Here is a 15,032-nt window from a genome sequence, read left to right as displayed (position 1 = left end):
CCGGCCCTCGCCGCGTCCGAACCCGTGGCACCGACCGACGACCGGCGTGGGCCGGTGCTGGCCTGGCGGGCCTTCGTCGCCGGGATCCACGGGTACGCCCCGCCTGAGCCGCGGCGGGCGGTGCGAGACTGGGCCGTGCTCTCGGACGTGCCCCTCGACCTGCCCGTACGGCCGGTGCTGCCGGAACTGGTCGCGGCGCTGCGCGCGGCCGGCACCGGGGTGCTGGTGGCCCCGCCGGGCACCGGCAAGACCACCCTCGCCCCGCTGGCCGTGGCCGACGAGGTGGCGGGCCGGGTGCTGGTCGCCCAGCCGCGCCGGGTGGCCGCCCGGGCGGCGGCACGCCGGATGGCCGCGCTGCTCGGTGAGCCCGTCGGCGAGCGGGTCGGGTACGCCGTGCGCGGCGAGCGGCGGTCCGGCTCGCGCACCCGGGTCGAGGTGGTCACCACCGGCCTGCTGGTCCGCCGCCTGCACCGTGACCCCGAGCTGGCCGGGGTGGGCGCGGTGCTGCTCGACGAGTGCCACGAGCGGCACCTCGACGCCGACCTGGCGCTCGCCTTCACGGTGGAGGCCCGGGCCGCGCTCCGCCCCGACCTGTGGCTGCTGGCGATGTCGGCGACCCCCGAGGCGGACCGGTTCGCCGCGCTGCTCGGCGGCGCGGGCGGTGCCGCGCCGGTCGTCCGGGCCTCCTCGGCCCTGCACCCGGTGACGCGGATCTGGGCGCCGCCGCCCCGGCCGGTGGCCGCGCCCGGTGCCGGCCCGGTCGACCGGGGCCTGCTCGACCACGTCGCGGCGACGGTGCGCCGGGCGTTGCGCGAGCACGGCGGGGACGTGCTGGTCTTCCTGCCCGGGGCCGGCGAGATCGCCGCCGTCGCGGCCCGGCTGGCCGACCTGCGCGACACGGTCGCCGTGCTCCCGCTGCACGGCCGGCAGCGCGCCGCCGACCAGGACGCGGCGCTGCGGCCGGCCGACCGGCGGCGGGTGGTGCTGGCGACCTCGGTGGCGGAGAGCAGCCTGACGGTGCCGGGGGTCCGGGTGGTGGTGGACGCCGGGCTGTCCCGGGTGGCCCGGATGGACCTGGCCCGGGGCCTGGGCGCGCTGGTCACCGTGCCGGTGTCCCGGGCGGCGGCGACCCAGCGGGCCGGCCGGGCCGGCCGGGAGGCGCCCGGGCACGTCTACCGCTGCTGGTCGGCGGCCACCCACGAGCGGCTGGCCGCGCAACCGGAGCCGGAGATCGCCACCGCCGACCTGACCGGATTCGCCCTGGAACTCGCCGCCTGGGGGTCGCCCGACGGCGCCGGGCTGGCCCTGCCGGACCCGCCGCCGGCCGCGGGGATGACGGTGGCCCGGGACGCCCTCACCACCCTCGGCGCGGTCGACGCGCAGGGCCGGATCACCGACCGGGGCCGGGCGATCGCCGCCGTCGGGGCGCATCCCCGGCTGGCCCGGGCGCTGCTGGACGGGGCCGCCCGGGTGGGCGCGGACCGGGCGGCCGAGGTCGTGGCGCTGCTCGCGGAGGACACTCTCGCCGGGCCGGGCGACGACCTGACCGCCGCGTGGCGCCGGCTGCGCGCGGGCGCGGACCCGGGCGCCACGGCCCGCTGGCGGGCGGAGGTACGCCGCCTGCGCGCCGCCCTGCCCCCGGCCCCCTCGGGACCGGCGCCGGCGGCCGGCACCGGCCGGACCCGCCCGGCCCACCGCCCCGACGCGGCGACGGCCGGAGGCGCCGGCCGGGCGCGGCCGGCCGACGACCTCGGCCCGACCGGGAGCCCCGGCCAGGACCACCTGACCGACGACCTCGCCGCCGGGCTGCTGGTCGGGCTGGCCCACCCCGAGCGGCTGTCCCGGGCGCGGCGGCCGGGCGGCTCGGCGTACCTGATGAGCGGCGGAACCGCGGCGGAGCTGGCGCCCGGGTCGGGGCTGGCGGGCGCCGGGTGGCTGGCGGTGGCGGTGGCGGACCGCTCCCCCGGCGCGCCGGCCGCCCGGGTGCGGCTGGCGACCCCGCTCGACGAGGCGACCGCCCGGGAGGCGGGCGGGCCGCTGCTGCGCGCCGAGCGGGAGGTCGGCTGGTCCGGCGAGGACGTGGTGGCGCGTGAGGTGGTGCGGCTGGGCGCCATCGAGCTGGCCGAACGGCCGGTCCGGCCCGGGGCGGAGGAGGTGGCGGCGGCCCTGCTGACGGGCCTGCGCCGCACCGGTCTCGGGCTGCTGACCTGGACCCCGGCGGCGCGGGCGCTGCGCGGGCGGCTGGCGTTCTGCCGGCACGCGCTCGGCGGCGACTGGCCCGACGTGGGCGACGAGGCGCTGCTCGCCGACGCGCCGACCTGGCTCGGCCCGGAGCTGGCCGCCGCCCGCCGCCGGGCCGACCTGGCCCGGGTCGACGTGGCGGGCGCGCTGCGCCGGTTGCTGCCGTGGGCGCTGGCGGCCCGGCTCGACGAGGTGGCGCCGGAGCGGGTCACCGTGCCGAGCGGTTCCCGGATCCGGCTCGACTACGCCGACCCGGCGGCGCCGGTCCTCGCGGTGAAGCTCCAGGAGACGTTCGGCTGGCGGGACGCGCCGCGGATCGCCGACGGGCGAGTGCCGGTGCTGCTGCACCTGCTCTCGCCGGCGGGGCGGCCGGTGGCGGTCACCGCCGACCTGGCGTCGTTCTGGCGCACCGGCTATCCGCAGGTGCGGGCGGAGCTGCGCGGTCGCTACCCGCGCCACCCGTGGCCGGAGGACCCGACCACGGCCGCGCCCACCCGGCACGCCACCCCGCGCCGCCGCTGAGCCGGGCTACTCCTCCACCACGTCGGCGATGACCACCGTGACGTTGTCCGGCCCGCCGGCGCGCAGCGCCAGGTCGATCAGCCTGCGGGCGCACTCCGCGCGGTCCGGGTGCTCGGCGAGCACCTCGGCGAGCGTGTCCGGGCGGACCACGTTGGACAGGCCGTCGCTGCACAGCAACCAGCGGTCGCCGGGCCAGGGCACCATCGTCGCGTACGCCGGGGAGACCTCGTCGCCCTGCAAAGCCTGGGTGACCACGGCCCGGCGGGGGTGGCTGCTGGCCTGGTCGGGGGTGATCACCCCCTGGTCGACGAGCATCTGCACGAACGTGTCGTCCCGGGTGATCTGCTTGAGCACCCCTTCCCGGAACAGATAGGCACGGGAGTCGCCGACGTGGGCGAGGGCCAGGCAGCTGCCCGTCCGGGCGAAGAGCAGGGCGGTCAGGGTGGTGCCCATGCCCTGCCGCTCCGGGTCCTCGGCGACCGCCTGGCGGATCCGCGCGGTGGCCAGCTCGATGCCGCTCTGCAGCGCGGCCACCAGCGCGTCCTCCGGGGTCTCCACGTCCAGCGGAGCGACCGCCTCGATGGCGATCGCGCTGGCCAGGTCGCCGGCCGCCATCCCGCCCATGCCGTCGGCGACGGCGACGAGCCAGGGGCCGGCGTGCAGGGCGTCCTGGTTCCCACTGCGGATCAGCCCACGGTCGCTCGTTCCCACGGAACGCAGCTTCAGGGTCATGGGTGGCAGCCTGCCAGGCCGAGGGCGCAGTTGTCTCTAGGAGATCAGCGCCTCGGCGCGTCGCGCGGCGAATCTCACTGTCGCGCGCCGCTGCACCGACGGAAGGCCACCACGTCCCGGACGCCAGCGCCGATATCGGTGGACCGGGCGGCCCCGGCGGACCTGCGCACGCTGCTGCTGGCGGCGACCCGGGACCGCCCTCGCGGTCGAGGCCGCGGTGCGCCGCCGGGAACAGCCCGCCGCCGGCACGGTGCACCTGGCCGCCTGCCACCGGATGCTGCGGGCGCAGAACCTCGGGGGTGGGCACGGTTGGTCCCATGGATGGGGCAGCTCGACAGCGTTCGCCGGGCGGCCAGGGAGGCGCGATGGTCGCGGAATGGCGCAACCGGGCTGCCACTCGACGCACGACCGCGGCAGCAATCGACACCCACCGCTGTAGCACGATGCCCACCATGACCGAGCAGCGGAGCCTCACCCTGCGTCCCGGCGGCCCCGCCGACGCGCCCGCCGTGCTGCGGCTGCTCGACGACGCGACCGCCTGGCTGGTGGCGCGGGGGCGCACCGGCCAGTGGGGCACCGAGCCGGCGTCGACCGATCCGCGGCGGATCGCGCAGGCCGACGCCTGGGCGGCGGGCGGCGGGCTGTGGCTGGCGACGCTCGGCGACCGGCCGGTCGGGGCGCTGGTGGTGGGCGCGGCGACGGACTACGTGCCGCCGGCCACCGAGCCCGAGTTGTACGTCAACCTGCTGGTCACCGACAGGGCGCACAGCGGTTCGGGGATCGGCGGCCGGCTTCTCGCCCATGCCGCGGAGCTGGCCCGGGGGCACGGGCTCAGCCTGCTCCGGGTCGACTGCTACGCGGGCGGGGACGGCGCGCTGGTCCGCTGGTACGAGCGGCAGGGCTTCACCCCCACCGAACCGTTCACGGTCGAGCGCCCGGGCCGCGACCCGTGGCCCGGCCAGGTCCTCGCCCGCCGCCTGCCCTGACTCCGGGCGGGCCTCAGCCGATCTCCTCGTCCACGAAGCACCAGCGCCAGGTCTCCCCGGGCTGGATCGACCGCATGACCGGGTGCGCGGTGGCGGCGAAGTGTGCCGAGGCGTGCTGGTACGGCGAGGAGTCGCAGCAGCCGACGTGCCCGCAGGTGAGGCAGGACCGCAGGTGCACCCAGTACTCGTTGCCGACGGCCACGCACTCCGGGCAGACGTCGGTGGTCTCCGGCACGGCGGTACCCGCCCCGGTCAGGTGCTGACAACTCACTGCACGACCTCCCGCCGCAGCAACGACTCTTCCAGGTCCAGCTCCCGGTAGGCGCGCACCAGCACCTCCTCCGGGATGCGGCCGGAGTCCCGGGCGTCCCGGAACACCTCCCGCTCTGCGTCGATCATCTCCTGCCGCAGCCGGCCGTACGCCTGGGACGGCGTCTCCCGCGCGGTGCCGCCGAGGCGCTCCCAGGCCAGGTTGGTGCGCTCGTCCAGCGCCCGGCGCAGCCGCTCCACCACGGGGGCGGGGGCGGTGTCGGCGAGCGCGTCGAGGCGCTCCCGTGCCGCGCGGCTGGCCTGCTGCTGCACGGCCGCGGCCGAGAGCGCGTCCTGCACCGGGTCGTCGGGCGGCAGCTGCATCCGGCGAGCCACCAGCGGCAGGGTGGCGCCCTGTCCGACCAGGGTCACCACGATCACCGCGAAGGCCAGCCAGATGAACAGCGCGCGCGGGTAGGACCGGCCTTCGGCGAGGGTGAGCGGCAGGGCGAGGGCGGCGGCCAGGGTGACCACGCCGCGCATGCCGGCCCATCCGAGCACGATCGGGTAGCGCGGCGACGGCGGGGACTCCCGGCGACGGATCCTGGGCACCAGCCGGGCCAGGTAGGTGGCCGGGAAGAGCCAGACGAACCGGGTCAGGAAGACGGTGAGCAGCACCGCCGCGGTGATCGCCACCAGGAATCCGGCCGGCTCGTCGAGTTCCCGCAGCACCTCCGGCAGTTGGAGGCCGACCAGCAGGAAGACCAGGCCCTCCAGCAGGAACCGGGTCAACCGCCAGAACGCCCCGACCTGGAGTCGGGACGCGGCCGACATCAGCCGGGGCAACCGGTGCCCGAGCGCCAATCCCGTGACCACCACCGCGACCACCGCGGAGGCGTGGATCTCCTCGGCGGCGAAGGCGACCGCGAACGGGATGATCAGCGACAGCGCGTTGTCCAGCAGCGGGTCGGTGATGCGCCGGTGCAGGAAGCCGAAGACGACCGCGCCGAGCACGCCGACCACGATGCCGCCGCCGGTGGCCGTGACGACCTCCACGGCCACCTCCGTGACGCCGACGGCGGCACCGATGCTGGCCAGGGTGGCGACCCGCAGCAGCACCAGCGCCGTCGCGTCGTTGAGCAGGCTCTCCCCCTCCAGGATCGTCACGACCCGTCGGGGCAGCCCGATGCGCCGGGCCACCGCGGTGGCCGCGACCGCGTCGGGCGGTGCCACCACCGCACCGAGGGCCAGGCAGACCGCGAACGGCACCGCCGGCAGCAGCAGATGGACGACGAGGCCGACCGCGAACGCGGTGAACAGCACCAGCCCGACGGCGAGCAGCAGGATCGGCCGCAGGTTGAGCCGGAACGCCGGCACCGAGGTCTCGAGCGCGGCGACGTAGAGCAGGGGCGGCAGGATGCCCACGAGCACCAGTTCGGGGTCGAGCCGCACCTGCGGGAAGCCCGGCACGAAGGCGAGGGCGAGGCCGAGCACCACGAGCAGGATCGGCGCGAGCAGCCCGAGCTTCCGGGCCAGTGCCGCACCCAGCGTCGCGATCGCGAGGAAAACGACGACGTCGAACAGGGCTTCCATGGGTACGAGCCTAGGGGCCCGCTCCGCTCACCCGACGCCGCGCAGCTTCGGCAGCACCTCCGCCCCGAACGTGTCGATGAAGGCCCGCTGCTCCTGCCCGACGTGGTGCAGGGCGATCTGGTCGAAGCCGAGGTCCAGGTACTCCTCCAGCCAGCCGACGTGCCGACCCGGGTCGGCGGAGACGTTGACGACCTCGCGGACCCGCTCCATCGGCACCTGCGCCGAGACCACGTCGAAGTGCTCCGCCGTGTCCAGGTCCCAGCAGACCGGCGGCGCGAAGACGTTGCTGCGCCACTGGTCGTACGCGAGCCGCTCGGCCTCGGCCTGTTCCCGCGCCCAGCTCACATGCACCTGCAGGTGCAGCGGCCCGCGCCCGCCGGCACCCCGGTACGCCTCGATCATCTGCCGCAGGTGCGGGGTCGGCGCGTTCACGGTGATCAGCCCGTCCGCCCACTCGGCGCACCAGCGGGCGGTGGCCACGCTGACCGCCGCGCCGATCAGCGTCGGCGGCTGCTCCGGCTGGGTCCACAGCTTCGCCCGGTCGACCCGGACCAGGCCGTCGTGGCTGACCTCCTCGCCGGCCAGCAGTGCGCGGATCACGTCCACGCACTCCCGCAGCCGCGCGTTGCGGACGTCCTTGCGCGGCCAGCCGTCGCCGGTGATGTGCTCGTTGCTCGCCTCGCCGGTGCCCAACGCCGCCCAGAACCGGCCCGGGTACATCGCCGCGAGGGTGCCGATCGCCTGCGCGATGATCGCCGGATGGTAGCGCTGGCCGGGCGCGTTGACCACGCCGAAGGGCAGGTTGGTGGCCTGGAGGGCCGCGCCGAGCCAGGACCAGGCGAAGCCGGACTGGCCCTGCCGCTCGCTCCAGGGCGAGAAGTGGTCCGAGGACATGGCGGCGTCGAAGCCGGCCCGCTCGGCGTGGACCACCGCGTCCAGCAGGGCGCGGGGATGGATCTGCTCGTGGGACGCGTGGAAGCCGAACACCGTCATGGCGTCACTCCGTACCCATGACGGTGTCCGGCTAAAGCTGCCCCCCGCCCGGCCGCGCTCGGGCGCTGCTACTCGGCGTGCGCGCCCGCGCCGGCCGTGGCGGCCCCCTCACCCACCCAGACGGTCTTCGTGTTGCAGAACTCGCGCATGCCCAGCGCGGAGAGCTCCCGGCCGTAGCCGGAGTTCTTCACCCCGCCGAAGGGCAGTTCCGGGTAGGACGTGGTCATCCCGTTGACGAACACGTTGCCGGCGTCCAGGTCGGTGGCGAAGCGCTCCTGCTCTTCGGGGTCACGGGTCCAGGCGTTCGACCCGAGCCCGAAGGCGGTGCCGTTGGCCACCTCGATCGCCTCGTCGTACGACGACACGCGGTAGAGACCGGCGACGGGCCCGAAGACCTCCTCGGACCACATCCGCATCTCCGGCCTCAGGTCGGTCACCACGGTCGGCGGGTAGAACCAGCCAGGGCCGGCGGGCGGCTCGCCGCCGCAGAGCACCGTGGCGCCCTTGTCGACCGCGTCCCGCACCTGGGCGTGGATCTCGTCGCGCCCGCCCTCGCTGGCCAGCGGGCCGACGTCGGTGTCGGGGTCCATCGGGTCCCCGACCCGCAGGGCCGACATGTGCGCGGCGAACTTCTCGGCGAAGGCGTCGAACACGTCGGCGTGCACGATGAACCGCTTGGCGGCGATGCAGGACTGGCCGTTGTTCTGGCAGCGGGCGGTGGTCGCCACCTCGGCGGCCCGGTCGAGGTCCGCCGAGGGCATCACCACGAACGGGTCGCTCCCGCCCAGTTCCAGCACCGTCTTCTTCAGCTCCCGGCCGGCGATCTGGGCGATCGAGCGGCCGGCGCCCTCGCTGCCGGTCAGCGTCGCCGCGCGTACGCGGGGGTCGCTGAGCACCCGGTCGACCTCGGCGGAGCCGACCAGCAGCGTGGTGAACGCCCCCTCCGGGAAGCCGGCACGGCGGAAGAGGTCCTCCAGCAGCAGCGCGGTCTGCGGCACGTTGGAGGCGTGCTTGAGCAGGCCGGTGTTGCCGGCCATCAGCGCCGGCGCGGCGAAGCGCATCACCTGCCAGAGCGGGAAGTTCCAGGGCATCACCGCGAGCACCGGCCCGATCGGCTGGTAGCGGACGAACGCCCGGGTGGCCTTGACCGCCGTCGCGTCGGCGGGCTCGTCGGCGAGGAACCCGGCGGCCTTCGCCGCGTAGAAGCGGCAGGCGGTGGCGCACTTGGTGACCTCGGCCTTGGCCGCCGCGTACGTCTTGCCCATCTCGGTGGTCATGAGCCGGGCGGTCTCGTCGCGTTCGGCCTCCAGCAGGTCGGCCGCCGCGGTCAGCCACCGCTCGCGCTGCGCGATCGTGGTGCCCCGCAGTTGGCGGTACGCCAGGTCGGCGCGCTCGATCGCGGCGTCGATCTGCTCCGCCGTCATCGGGTCGTAGCTCTTGAGCACCTGTCCCGTGGCGGGGTTGGTGGTCGCGATGGGCATCTCGTACTCCTGTCACTCGAAGAGTGAGTGGCGGGCGCCCGGCTCCTCCCGGCGGCGGGCGGCACGGCGGCGCTGGATGATGACCAGGTCGACCACGGCGACCACCGCGAAGACCACGCAGAGGACCCCCAGCCACACCAGGTCGGCGCGGAACGCCAGCACCGCGAACACGGCCATGGTGACCAGCCCGAACCCGGCGAGCAGGAGGCGCATGTTGAGCGCGCTGTAGGCGTGGCCGACCGTGCCACGGGCGCGCCGGGGCTGCGATCTCGTCATTGCACGGACCTACCCCCGATCGGCCGGCTTAACCCGCTCCGCGGCCATCCCGGCCCGGGTCGCGGGCCGCGTGGGCCGCGTCACGCGGCCGGTAAGGTGCGTTACACCCGTGCGCCATGAGCCGCCGGATCCCGCCGTGGCCGGGGAGGATGGTCGGCATGACCATGACCCACGCCCTGCCGGTGACCGTCGCCGTCGCGCGGCGCACCGATCCCGCCCGGACCAGCGAGATGGTGGCCTGGATGCGGGCCGGCACGGCGCTGGCCGAGGCGTTCCCGGGATTCCTCGGGTCCGGCTGGGTACGCAGCGCGCCCGGCTCCGGCGAGTGGCACATCATCTACCGCTTCGCCGACCACGAGACGCTGCGCCGGTGGGAGGAGTCGCCGCAGCGGCACTGGTGGCTGTCCTCGGCGCAGGGCATCGTGGAGCACACCCGGGTGGAGCGGCGCACCGGGATCGAGGGCTGGTTCGACCCGCCGCGGGAGCACGTCGTCGAGACGGTGCCGGTCAGCGCCGATCCCACCGTGCCGCCGCCGTCCCCGCCGCGCTGGAAGCAGGCCGTGACGATCTGGTTGGCCTTCTTCCCGCTCAGCCTCACCGCGACGCTGCTGACCAGCCGGCTCCTCCCCGACGTGCCGCTGGCCGCCCGGGTGCTGCTGATGACCCTCACGCTGACCCCGCTGATGACCTACCTGGTGCTGCCCCGGATCACGGCGTCCCTGCACTGGTGGCTGCACGGGCAGCGCCCGCCGTGGCGCCCGGCCCGCTGACACCCCCGTCGCCTGCCTCGCAGGCGGGCTGCCAATAGCAGGTCGAGGCGCGCCGGAACAGGGCTGTGCCGCATAGCCGACAGCAGCGGGTGACCGCACCCCGACCCGCGCGTACAGTTACCGCGCTGTTGCTCTCCGCTGCGGGACTGGGGAAGAGATGCCTCGACGCTGGGTCGCCGCCGTCGCCTGTCTGCTGGCACTGGTCGCCCTCGCCTGCGAGGGCGGCGGGGACTCCGGCTCCCGCCCGCCGCGCGGGACGCCGTCGCCGGGCACGCCCGGCGGCATCGCGGCGCTCGGCGACTCGATCAGCACCGGCTTCGGCTCCTGCCTGGTGCTGACCTCGTGCCAGCGCAACTCGTGGTCCACCGGGGACGGGCTGCGCGTGGACAGCCTCTACCGCCGGCTGCTCGACCGCACCCCCGCCATCCGCGGCCGGGCCTACAACCACGCCCGCCCGGGAGCGCGCGCGGCGTCGCTGGAGGGACAGGCCCAGCAGGCGGTACGCGACCGCGTCGACCACGTGACCGTGCTGATCGGGGCCAACGACGTGTGCCGGGGCGGCATCGAGGCGATGACGCCCGTGACGCGGTTCCGCGCGGAGGTGGACCGGGGCCTGCGGGTGCTGCGGCAGGGCCGGCCGAAGGCGCGGGTGCTGGTGGTGAGCATCCCGGACCTGTACCGGCTCTGGGAGGTCGGGCACACCGACGCCCGGGCGGTCCGGGCCTGGAAGCGGGGCGTCTGCCCGGCGCTGCTGGCCGACCCGGCCTCGACGGACCCGCTGGACCGGGCCCGCCGGGCGGCCGTCCGGGAGCGGATCGACGACTACAACGCCCAGCTCGCCGCCGCCTGCAAGGCGTACGGCTCACGCTGCCGCCACGACGGCGGGGCGGTGCACCGGGTGCGGTTCGACCTGGACCTCGTCAACCCGCTGGACTGGTTCCACCCCAACGCCGCCGGCCAGGACCGCCTGGCCGACGTGGCCTGGCGCGCCTCGGGCCTCGCCTCCTGACCGACCCAGACCGGCCATCGCCGGCACGGACCGGCCGGGAAGCCGGCGCGGACGGAGCCGACCCGAGGGATCAGGGTCGGCGGGGTTCGGGGACGGTGAGGGTGCCATAGTGGCGGTAGAGGGCGCGGGAACGCGCGGCCAGGTCCTTGGTGGCCGACGAGTTCGCCCAGGTGCCGAGGATGATCGCCGCCCCGGGCACCACCTTGGCGAAGAGCCGCTTCGCCGCGCGTACCCCGGCCATCTGGGCCAGGCGTACGCCCAGGCGCAGCATCACCCTGCCGAGCGGGTTCTGCCCGCCGCTGCCGAACAGGGCGCCGGCGCGCTCCCGCCCGGCGGCCACCCCGAGCGCGAGCCGGGCGCTCTCGGCCACCTTGTGCACCTTCTGCAGCACGAGCAGGTCGGTGGCCCGGTCGCGGTGCCGCGGGTCGACGCCGTACGCGGCGGCGACGTGCAGCACCATCCGGGCCTGGGTCCAGGCCAGCACGCCCACGTCGATCACGGCACCGGGCAGCCCGGCCGCCCCGGAGACGGCGCCGGAGAGCCGGGCGTGGTTGACGAACTTGCGTACGGCCTGCTCCGCCAGGGCCTCGACGGAGGCCCCGGGCTGCTCGGCCCGGGCCCGCGCGGCCCACTGCGCCGCCTCCGGCCCCAGCCGGCGCACGGCCTCCAGGGCGAGGTGCTCCGGGGCGTACTGCGGATCCTCCCGCATCCGGTCCCAGAGCTTGAGCGGCGGCGCCTCCGGGACCTCCTGCGGAGGCGCCGGCACCACCGCCGGCGGCTGGGGCGCTCCCGCGGCGGGCTGGGTGGGCTGGCCGTCGGCGGGCGCGGAATCGGTCACAGGTTCTCCCGGGGGTCGGAGAGGTCGTCGGGGGGTCAGCGACGGTTCTGGAGCTTGGCCGCGAGGCCCTTCAGCTTCTGCTGGGTGCCGGGCTTGGCCAGCTCACGCCGGCCGCGGTCGACCAGTTGCTGGCCCTTCGGCGAGCGCAGGAAGGTGCTGATCCGCTGCATCAGAGACATGTCGTCCTCCTGTCGGTGGTGCCTCTTCCATGTGTACCTCGGAACGACAACATCCGTACCCCGGACACCCGAACCGCAACCGTCCACTGTGGTCGGCGGAAGACTACTGGCCGGCCTCCAGGATCGCCTCGACGACCTCCGTGGCCCGCCACTCGTGCTTGGCGTAGTGCTCCGGGTAGGCCGAGATCTGCACCGCCTGGGCGGCGTCGGTCAGCCGCATCTGCTGCCAGCCGGGCACCTGCGCCAGCGCGGCGAGGAACTGCCGGGTGGCGAACTCCGGATCCATCAGCTGCCCCACCTCGCCCCACCCGCTGCTGGAGCGCTGCTGGAACAGCCCGACCGAGTCGTGGTCCCAACCGATGCCCTGGTGGGGGTAGTTCTGGGACTCGGAAAGCACCCCGCTGGCGACGTTGTAGAGGTTGCTCTCCTGCATCGCGGTGGCGACCGCGATGACGAACGCGCGCCGGGGCATGTCCATCTTCCGCCCCGTCCGCACGATCACCTCGGCGTTCTCCATCTGGGCGTTGTCGAGACCGGCCACGGGGGCGGGGTCGACGGGCTTGCGCTTGGTCTTCTTCGGGGCGGGGGTGACGGTGTCCGGGTCGGCGGCGGGGGTGGGGGTGGCGGCGGGGGCGCGTTCCAGGCCGCGGGAGGCAGCGTCCGCCTCGGCGCGCTCGGCGAGCGCGGAGGGGGCGGCGACGGGGGCTGGGGCGGGGGCGGAGTCGTCCCGGGCGCCCTGGGCGACGGCGGTCAGGCCGAGGCAGAACAGCACGCCGGCGGCGAGGGCGACCCGGGCCCGGGCCGGCGCGGGCAGCAGCATCCGGGCGTACGCCCCGGCGGAACGGAGGCCAGCCGGCCGATCGTGCGAGGGGGTATCGTCCGAACGGTCGATCGGGTCACCGGGGGTGATCTGATGGTCGAGGGTGCGGTCGTCACGCATCAGCCGAGGCTAGGCAGACGCAAACTCCAATCACCCCGGGTGATCTCGTGGCATTTTTCACGAAAGCACCCCCACCCGCAGGACGGCCCGGCCGTTCGGGGCGGGCCGGGGACGCACCTCGCGTAGCGGGCAGACCTCGCGGCGGCGCCCGCGCGCCCCCTGGCCGCACGGAAGGGGGACGAAGCGTCAACGCCGAGTACATGATCCCCCAGTTCACCCTTTCGGCCGATAGGCCGGTCCACCTCACGGTCATCGCTGGGCGTCCGACGGTGGAGTTGCGGGGATACGCCCTGATTGCTGATCACGCGGCGGCCCCCGAGGAGCCGCCGGCAGGAATGCACGAGGATGACGGGTACGTTCCCCGAACGGGTGCCGTCCCCGCGCGGCGACCCGTACGCACGACCAGGGAGGTCCGCACCGGTGCTCGACCCACACGAGCTCTACGAACTCATCGACGAGCTGCCCGACCTCGGTCAGCCCGTCCTGATCCAGGCCCTCACCGGGTTCGTCGACGCCGGCAGCGCCACCCGACTGGCGAGGGAGCAGCTGCTCACCTCGCTGGACGCCCGCCCGATCGCCCGGTTCGACGTCGACCAGCTCTTCGACTACCGCTCGCGCCGGCCGGTGATGACCTTCGTCGAGGACCACTGGGAGTCGTACGACGCCCCGGCGTTGGAGCTGCACGTACTGCGCGACGACGACGAGACGCCCTTCCTGCTGCTCACCGGCCCGGAGCCGGACCTGCAGTGGGAGCGCTTCGTGGCCGCCGTCGGCGCGCTCACCGCGCGGCTGGACGTCCGGCTCACCGTGGGGCTCAACGCGATCCCGATGGCCGTGCCGCACACCCGTCCCGCCGGGGTGACCGCGCACGCCACCCGGCGCGAGCTGATCGCCGGCTACGAGCCGTGGTTGCAGCGGGTGCAGGTGCCGGGCAGCGTCGGGCACCTGCTGGAGTTCCGCCTCGGCGAGCTGGGCCGCGACGCCCTGGGCTTCGCCGCCCACGTGCCGCACTACGTGGCGCAGACCGAGTACCCGGCCGCCGCCGAGGTGCTGCTCGCCTCCGTGTCCCGCAGCACCGGGTTGCTGCTGCCCCGCGACGGGCTGCGCTCGGCCGCCGAGGTGGTCCGGCTGGAGATCGACCGGCAGGTCGCGCAGACCGACGAGGCCGCCCAGCTGGTGCACGCCCTCGAGGAGCAGTACGACGCGTTCGCGCGCGGCCGGGGCGAGCGGAGCCTGCTCGCCAAGGAGACGGGGCCGCTGCCGACCGCCGACGAGCTGGGCGCCGAGTTGGAGCGGTTCCTGGCCGAGCAGACCCGCCCGGGTGACACCCCGAACACCTGACGGGCCGCCGGCGCGACACCCCGGGAGCTGACGCGGCGGCGCGGGCGCGGATGGGGCAGGCTGGACCCATGCGCCTGGCGACCTGGAACGTGAACTCGGTGAAGGCCCGCCTGCCCCGGCTGCTGGAGTGGCTGGCCGGCACCGGGCCGGACGTCGTCTGCCTGCAGGAGACGAAGTGCCCGGACGGGGCCTTCCCGGTGGCCGAGGTCGGCGAGCTGGGCTACCGCGTGGCCAGCCACAGCGACGGCCGGTGGAACGGGGTGGCGATCCTGTCCCGGGTCGGCCTGGCCGACGTGGTGGTGGGGTTCCCGGGCGAGCCGGGGTTCCCCGAGCCGGAGGCCCGGGCCATCTCCGCGACCTGCGACGGGGTGCGGGTCTGGTCGGTGTACGTGCCGAACGGCCGCACGCCGGACGACCCGCACTACGCGTACAAGTTGTCCTGGTTCGAGGCGCTGCGGGACGCCCTGGAGACGGAGTTGGCGAGCGGGGTGCCGCTGGCCGTCTGCGGTGACTTCAACGTCGCCCCGACCGACGCCGACGTCTGGGACCCGGCGGTGTTCACCCACTCCACGCACGTCACCCCGGCCGAGCGGGCGGCTCTCGCGGCGCTGCGCGACCTCGGGCTCTCCGACGTGGTGCCCACCCCGATGAAGGGCCCCCACCCGTTCACCTACTGGGACTACCGGGCGGGGATGTTCCACCAGAACAAGGGCATGCGGATCGACCTCGTGTACGCCTCGGCGCCGTTCACGCGGGCGGTCCGCTCGGCGTACGTGGACCGGGAGGCCCGCAAGGGCAAGGGCCCGTCCGACCACGCCCCGATCGTGGTGGACGCCGACCTGGTTCCGGCGGTCGAGTCGTTCTGAGCCCCGACGGCGTGAC

15 protein-coding genes are annotated in these 15,032 nt (G+C 75.4%); 6 read left to right on the top strand and 9 right to left on the bottom strand.

The features are described 5' to 3' along the window. Positions 1-135 precede the first annotated feature (135 nt). A complete protein-coding gene (locus tag AB0G14_RS15280) occupies positions 136-2,763 on the top strand; it encodes an ATP-dependent helicase C-terminal domain-containing protein (RefSeq protein ID WP_357697733.1) in 2,628 nt (875 codons plus the stop codon). 6 nt (positions 2,764-2,769) lie between these two features. On the opposite strand, the gene AB0G14_RS15275 is transcribed toward AB0G14_RS15280, so the two are convergent. After that, complete coding sequence (locus tag AB0G14_RS15275; protein WP_350706369.1) at positions 2,770-3,495, bottom strand: PP2C family serine/threonine-protein phosphatase; 726 nt, start codon at positions 3,493-3,495, stop codon at positions 2,770-2,772. A 452-nt stretch (positions 3,496-3,947) separates the two neighbouring features. On the opposite strand from AB0G14_RS15275, the gene AB0G14_RS15270 reads away from it, so the two are divergent. After that, entirely contained in the window at positions 3,948-4,481 is a 534-nt protein-coding gene (locus tag AB0G14_RS15270) for a GNAT family N-acetyltransferase (RefSeq protein ID WP_357697629.1), read from the top strand. A 13-nt stretch (positions 4,482-4,494) separates the two neighbouring features. Here AB0G14_RS15270 and AB0G14_RS15265 read toward each other — a convergent pair whose 3' ends face one another. From AB0G14_RS15265 to AB0G14_RS15245, 5 genes are all read right to left on the bottom strand, one after another. Beyond that, positions 4,495-4,752 carry a UBP-type zinc finger domain-containing protein gene (locus AB0G14_RS15265; RefSeq protein ID WP_357697627.1) on the bottom strand — a complete coding sequence of 86 codons (258 nt, stop codon included), beginning with the start codon at positions 4,750-4,752 and terminating at the stop codon, positions 4,495-4,497. Continuing rightward, positions 4,749-6,323, bottom strand: a complete 1,575-nt coding sequence (locus AB0G14_RS15260) for a Na+/H+ antiporter (RefSeq protein ID WP_357697625.1) — start codon at positions 6,321-6,323, stop codon at positions 4,749-4,751. Before AB0G14_RS15260 ends, AB0G14_RS15265 begins: the two co-directional genes overlap by 4 nt. Positions 6,324-6,350: 27 nt before the next feature. Next, positions 6,351-7,316, bottom strand: coding sequence for a TIGR03885 family FMN-dependent LLM class oxidoreductase (locus tag AB0G14_RS15255; protein WP_357697623.1), 966 nt, complete (start codon positions 7,314-7,316; stop codon positions 6,351-6,353). Positions 7,317-7,384: 68 nt separating this feature from the next. Beyond that, positions 7,385-8,797 (bottom strand): NADP-dependent succinic semialdehyde dehydrogenase, encoded by a 1,413-nt coding sequence (locus tag AB0G14_RS15250; protein ID WP_357697621.1) that lies wholly within the window; start codon positions 8,795-8,797, stop codon positions 7,385-7,387. 12 nt (positions 8,798-8,809) lie between these two features. Beyond that, positions 8,810-9,073 (bottom strand): DUF6343 family protein, encoded by a 264-nt coding sequence (locus AB0G14_RS15245; protein ID WP_357697619.1) that lies wholly within the window; start codon positions 9,071-9,073, stop codon positions 8,810-8,812. A 158-nt stretch (positions 9,074-9,231) separates the two neighbouring features. Between AB0G14_RS15245 and AB0G14_RS15240 the strand changes: the two genes are divergently transcribed. Next, complete coding sequence (locus tag AB0G14_RS15240) at positions 9,232-9,843, top strand: antibiotic biosynthesis monooxygenase (RefSeq protein WP_357452030.1); 612 nt, start codon at positions 9,232-9,234, stop codon at positions 9,841-9,843. A 157-nt stretch (positions 9,844-10,000) separates the two neighbouring features. Next, positions 10,001-10,852 (top strand): GDSL-type esterase/lipase family protein, encoded by an 852-nt coding sequence (locus AB0G14_RS15235; RefSeq protein ID WP_357697616.1) that lies wholly within the window; start codon positions 10,001-10,003, stop codon positions 10,850-10,852. Positions 10,853-10,922: 70 nt separating this feature from the next. Here the strand turns inward: AB0G14_RS15235 and AB0G14_RS15230 are convergent, their stop codons facing one another. The 3 genes from AB0G14_RS15230 to AB0G14_RS15220 form a co-directional block, all read right to left on the bottom strand. Continuing rightward, the gene (locus AB0G14_RS15230; RefSeq protein ID WP_357697614.1) at positions 10,923-11,690 is read right to left on the bottom strand and encodes an EcsC family protein; all 768 of its coding nucleotides are present in this window, start codon (positions 11,688-11,690) and stop codon (positions 10,923-10,925) included. Positions 11,691-11,725: 35 nt separating this feature from the next. After that, entirely contained in the window at positions 11,726-11,869 is a 144-nt protein-coding gene (locus AB0G14_RS15225; protein WP_176737248.1) for a hypothetical protein, read from the bottom strand. Positions 11,870-11,972: 103 nt separating this feature from the next. Continuing rightward, positions 11,973-12,809, bottom strand: coding sequence for a peptidase M23 (locus tag AB0G14_RS15220; protein WP_357697611.1), 837 nt, complete (start codon positions 12,807-12,809; stop codon positions 11,973-11,975). Between the two features lie 420 nt (positions 12,810-13,229). Between AB0G14_RS15220 and AB0G14_RS15215 the strand changes: the two genes are divergently transcribed. Together AB0G14_RS15215 and AB0G14_RS15210 are read left to right on the top strand one after the other, a co-directional pair. After that, positions 13,230-14,150 (top strand): PAC2 family protein, encoded by a 921-nt coding sequence (locus AB0G14_RS15215; RefSeq protein ID WP_357697609.1) that lies wholly within the window; start codon positions 13,230-13,232, stop codon positions 14,148-14,150. Between the two features lie 68 nt (positions 14,151-14,218). After that, a complete protein-coding gene (locus AB0G14_RS15210) occupies positions 14,219-15,016 on the top strand; it encodes an exodeoxyribonuclease III (RefSeq protein WP_357697607.1) in 798 nt (265 codons plus the stop codon). The last annotated feature ends 16 nt before the right edge of the window (positions 15,017-15,032 follow it).

Origin of the sequence: Micromonospora sp. NPDC023814 (assembly GCF_040639595.1) — a bacterium.
In the GTDB taxonomy this organism is placed as follows: Bacteria; Actinomycetota; Actinomycetes; order Mycobacteriales; family Micromonosporaceae; genus Micromonospora.
The sequence above is the reverse complement of the archived record's forward strand: the minus strand, read 5'-3'. Positions and strand labels throughout refer to the sequence as shown.

Excerpts from the sequence above, each read along its gene's own strand:
- AB0G14_RS15275 (WP_350706369.1), bottom strand. The coding sequence starts at position 3,495 with ATGACCCTGAAGCTGCGTTCCGTGGGAACGAGCGACCGTGGGCTGATC.
- AB0G14_RS15270 (WP_357697629.1), top strand. The coding sequence starts at position 3,948 with ATGACCGAGCAGCGGAGCCTCACCCTGCGTCCCGGCGGCCCCGCCGAC.
- AB0G14_RS15260 (WP_357697625.1), bottom strand. The coding sequence starts at position 6,323 with ATGGAAGCCCTGTTCGACGTCGTCGTTTTCCTCGCGATCGCGACGCTG.
- AB0G14_RS15255 (WP_357697623.1), bottom strand. The coding sequence starts at position 7,316 with ATGACGGTGTTCGGCTTCCACGCGTCCCACGAGCAGATCCATCCCCGC.
- AB0G14_RS15250 (WP_357697621.1), bottom strand. The coding sequence starts at position 8,797 with ATGCCCATCGCGACCACCAACCCCGCCACGGGACAGGTGCTCAAGAGC.
- AB0G14_RS15245 (WP_357697619.1), bottom strand. The coding sequence starts at position 9,073 with ATGACGAGATCGCAGCCCCGGCGCGCCCGTGGCACGGTCGGCCACGCC.
- AB0G14_RS15240 (WP_357452030.1), top strand. The coding sequence starts at position 9,232 with ATGACCATGACCCACGCCCTGCCGGTGACCGTCGCCGTCGCGCGGCGC.
- AB0G14_RS15235 (WP_357697616.1), top strand. The coding sequence starts at position 10,001 with ATGCCTCGACGCTGGGTCGCCGCCGTCGCCTGTCTGCTGGCACTGGTC.
- AB0G14_RS15225 (WP_176737248.1), bottom strand. The coding sequence starts at position 11,869 with ATGTCTCTGATGCAGCGGATCAGCACCTTCCTGCGCTCGCCGAAGGGC.
- AB0G14_RS15220 (WP_357697611.1), bottom strand. The coding sequence starts at position 12,809 with ATGCGTGACGACCGCACCCTCGACCATCAGATCACCCCCGGTGACCCG.
- AB0G14_RS15210 (WP_357697607.1), top strand. The coding sequence starts at position 14,219 with ATGCGCCTGGCGACCTGGAACGTGAACTCGGTGAAGGCCCGCCTGCCC.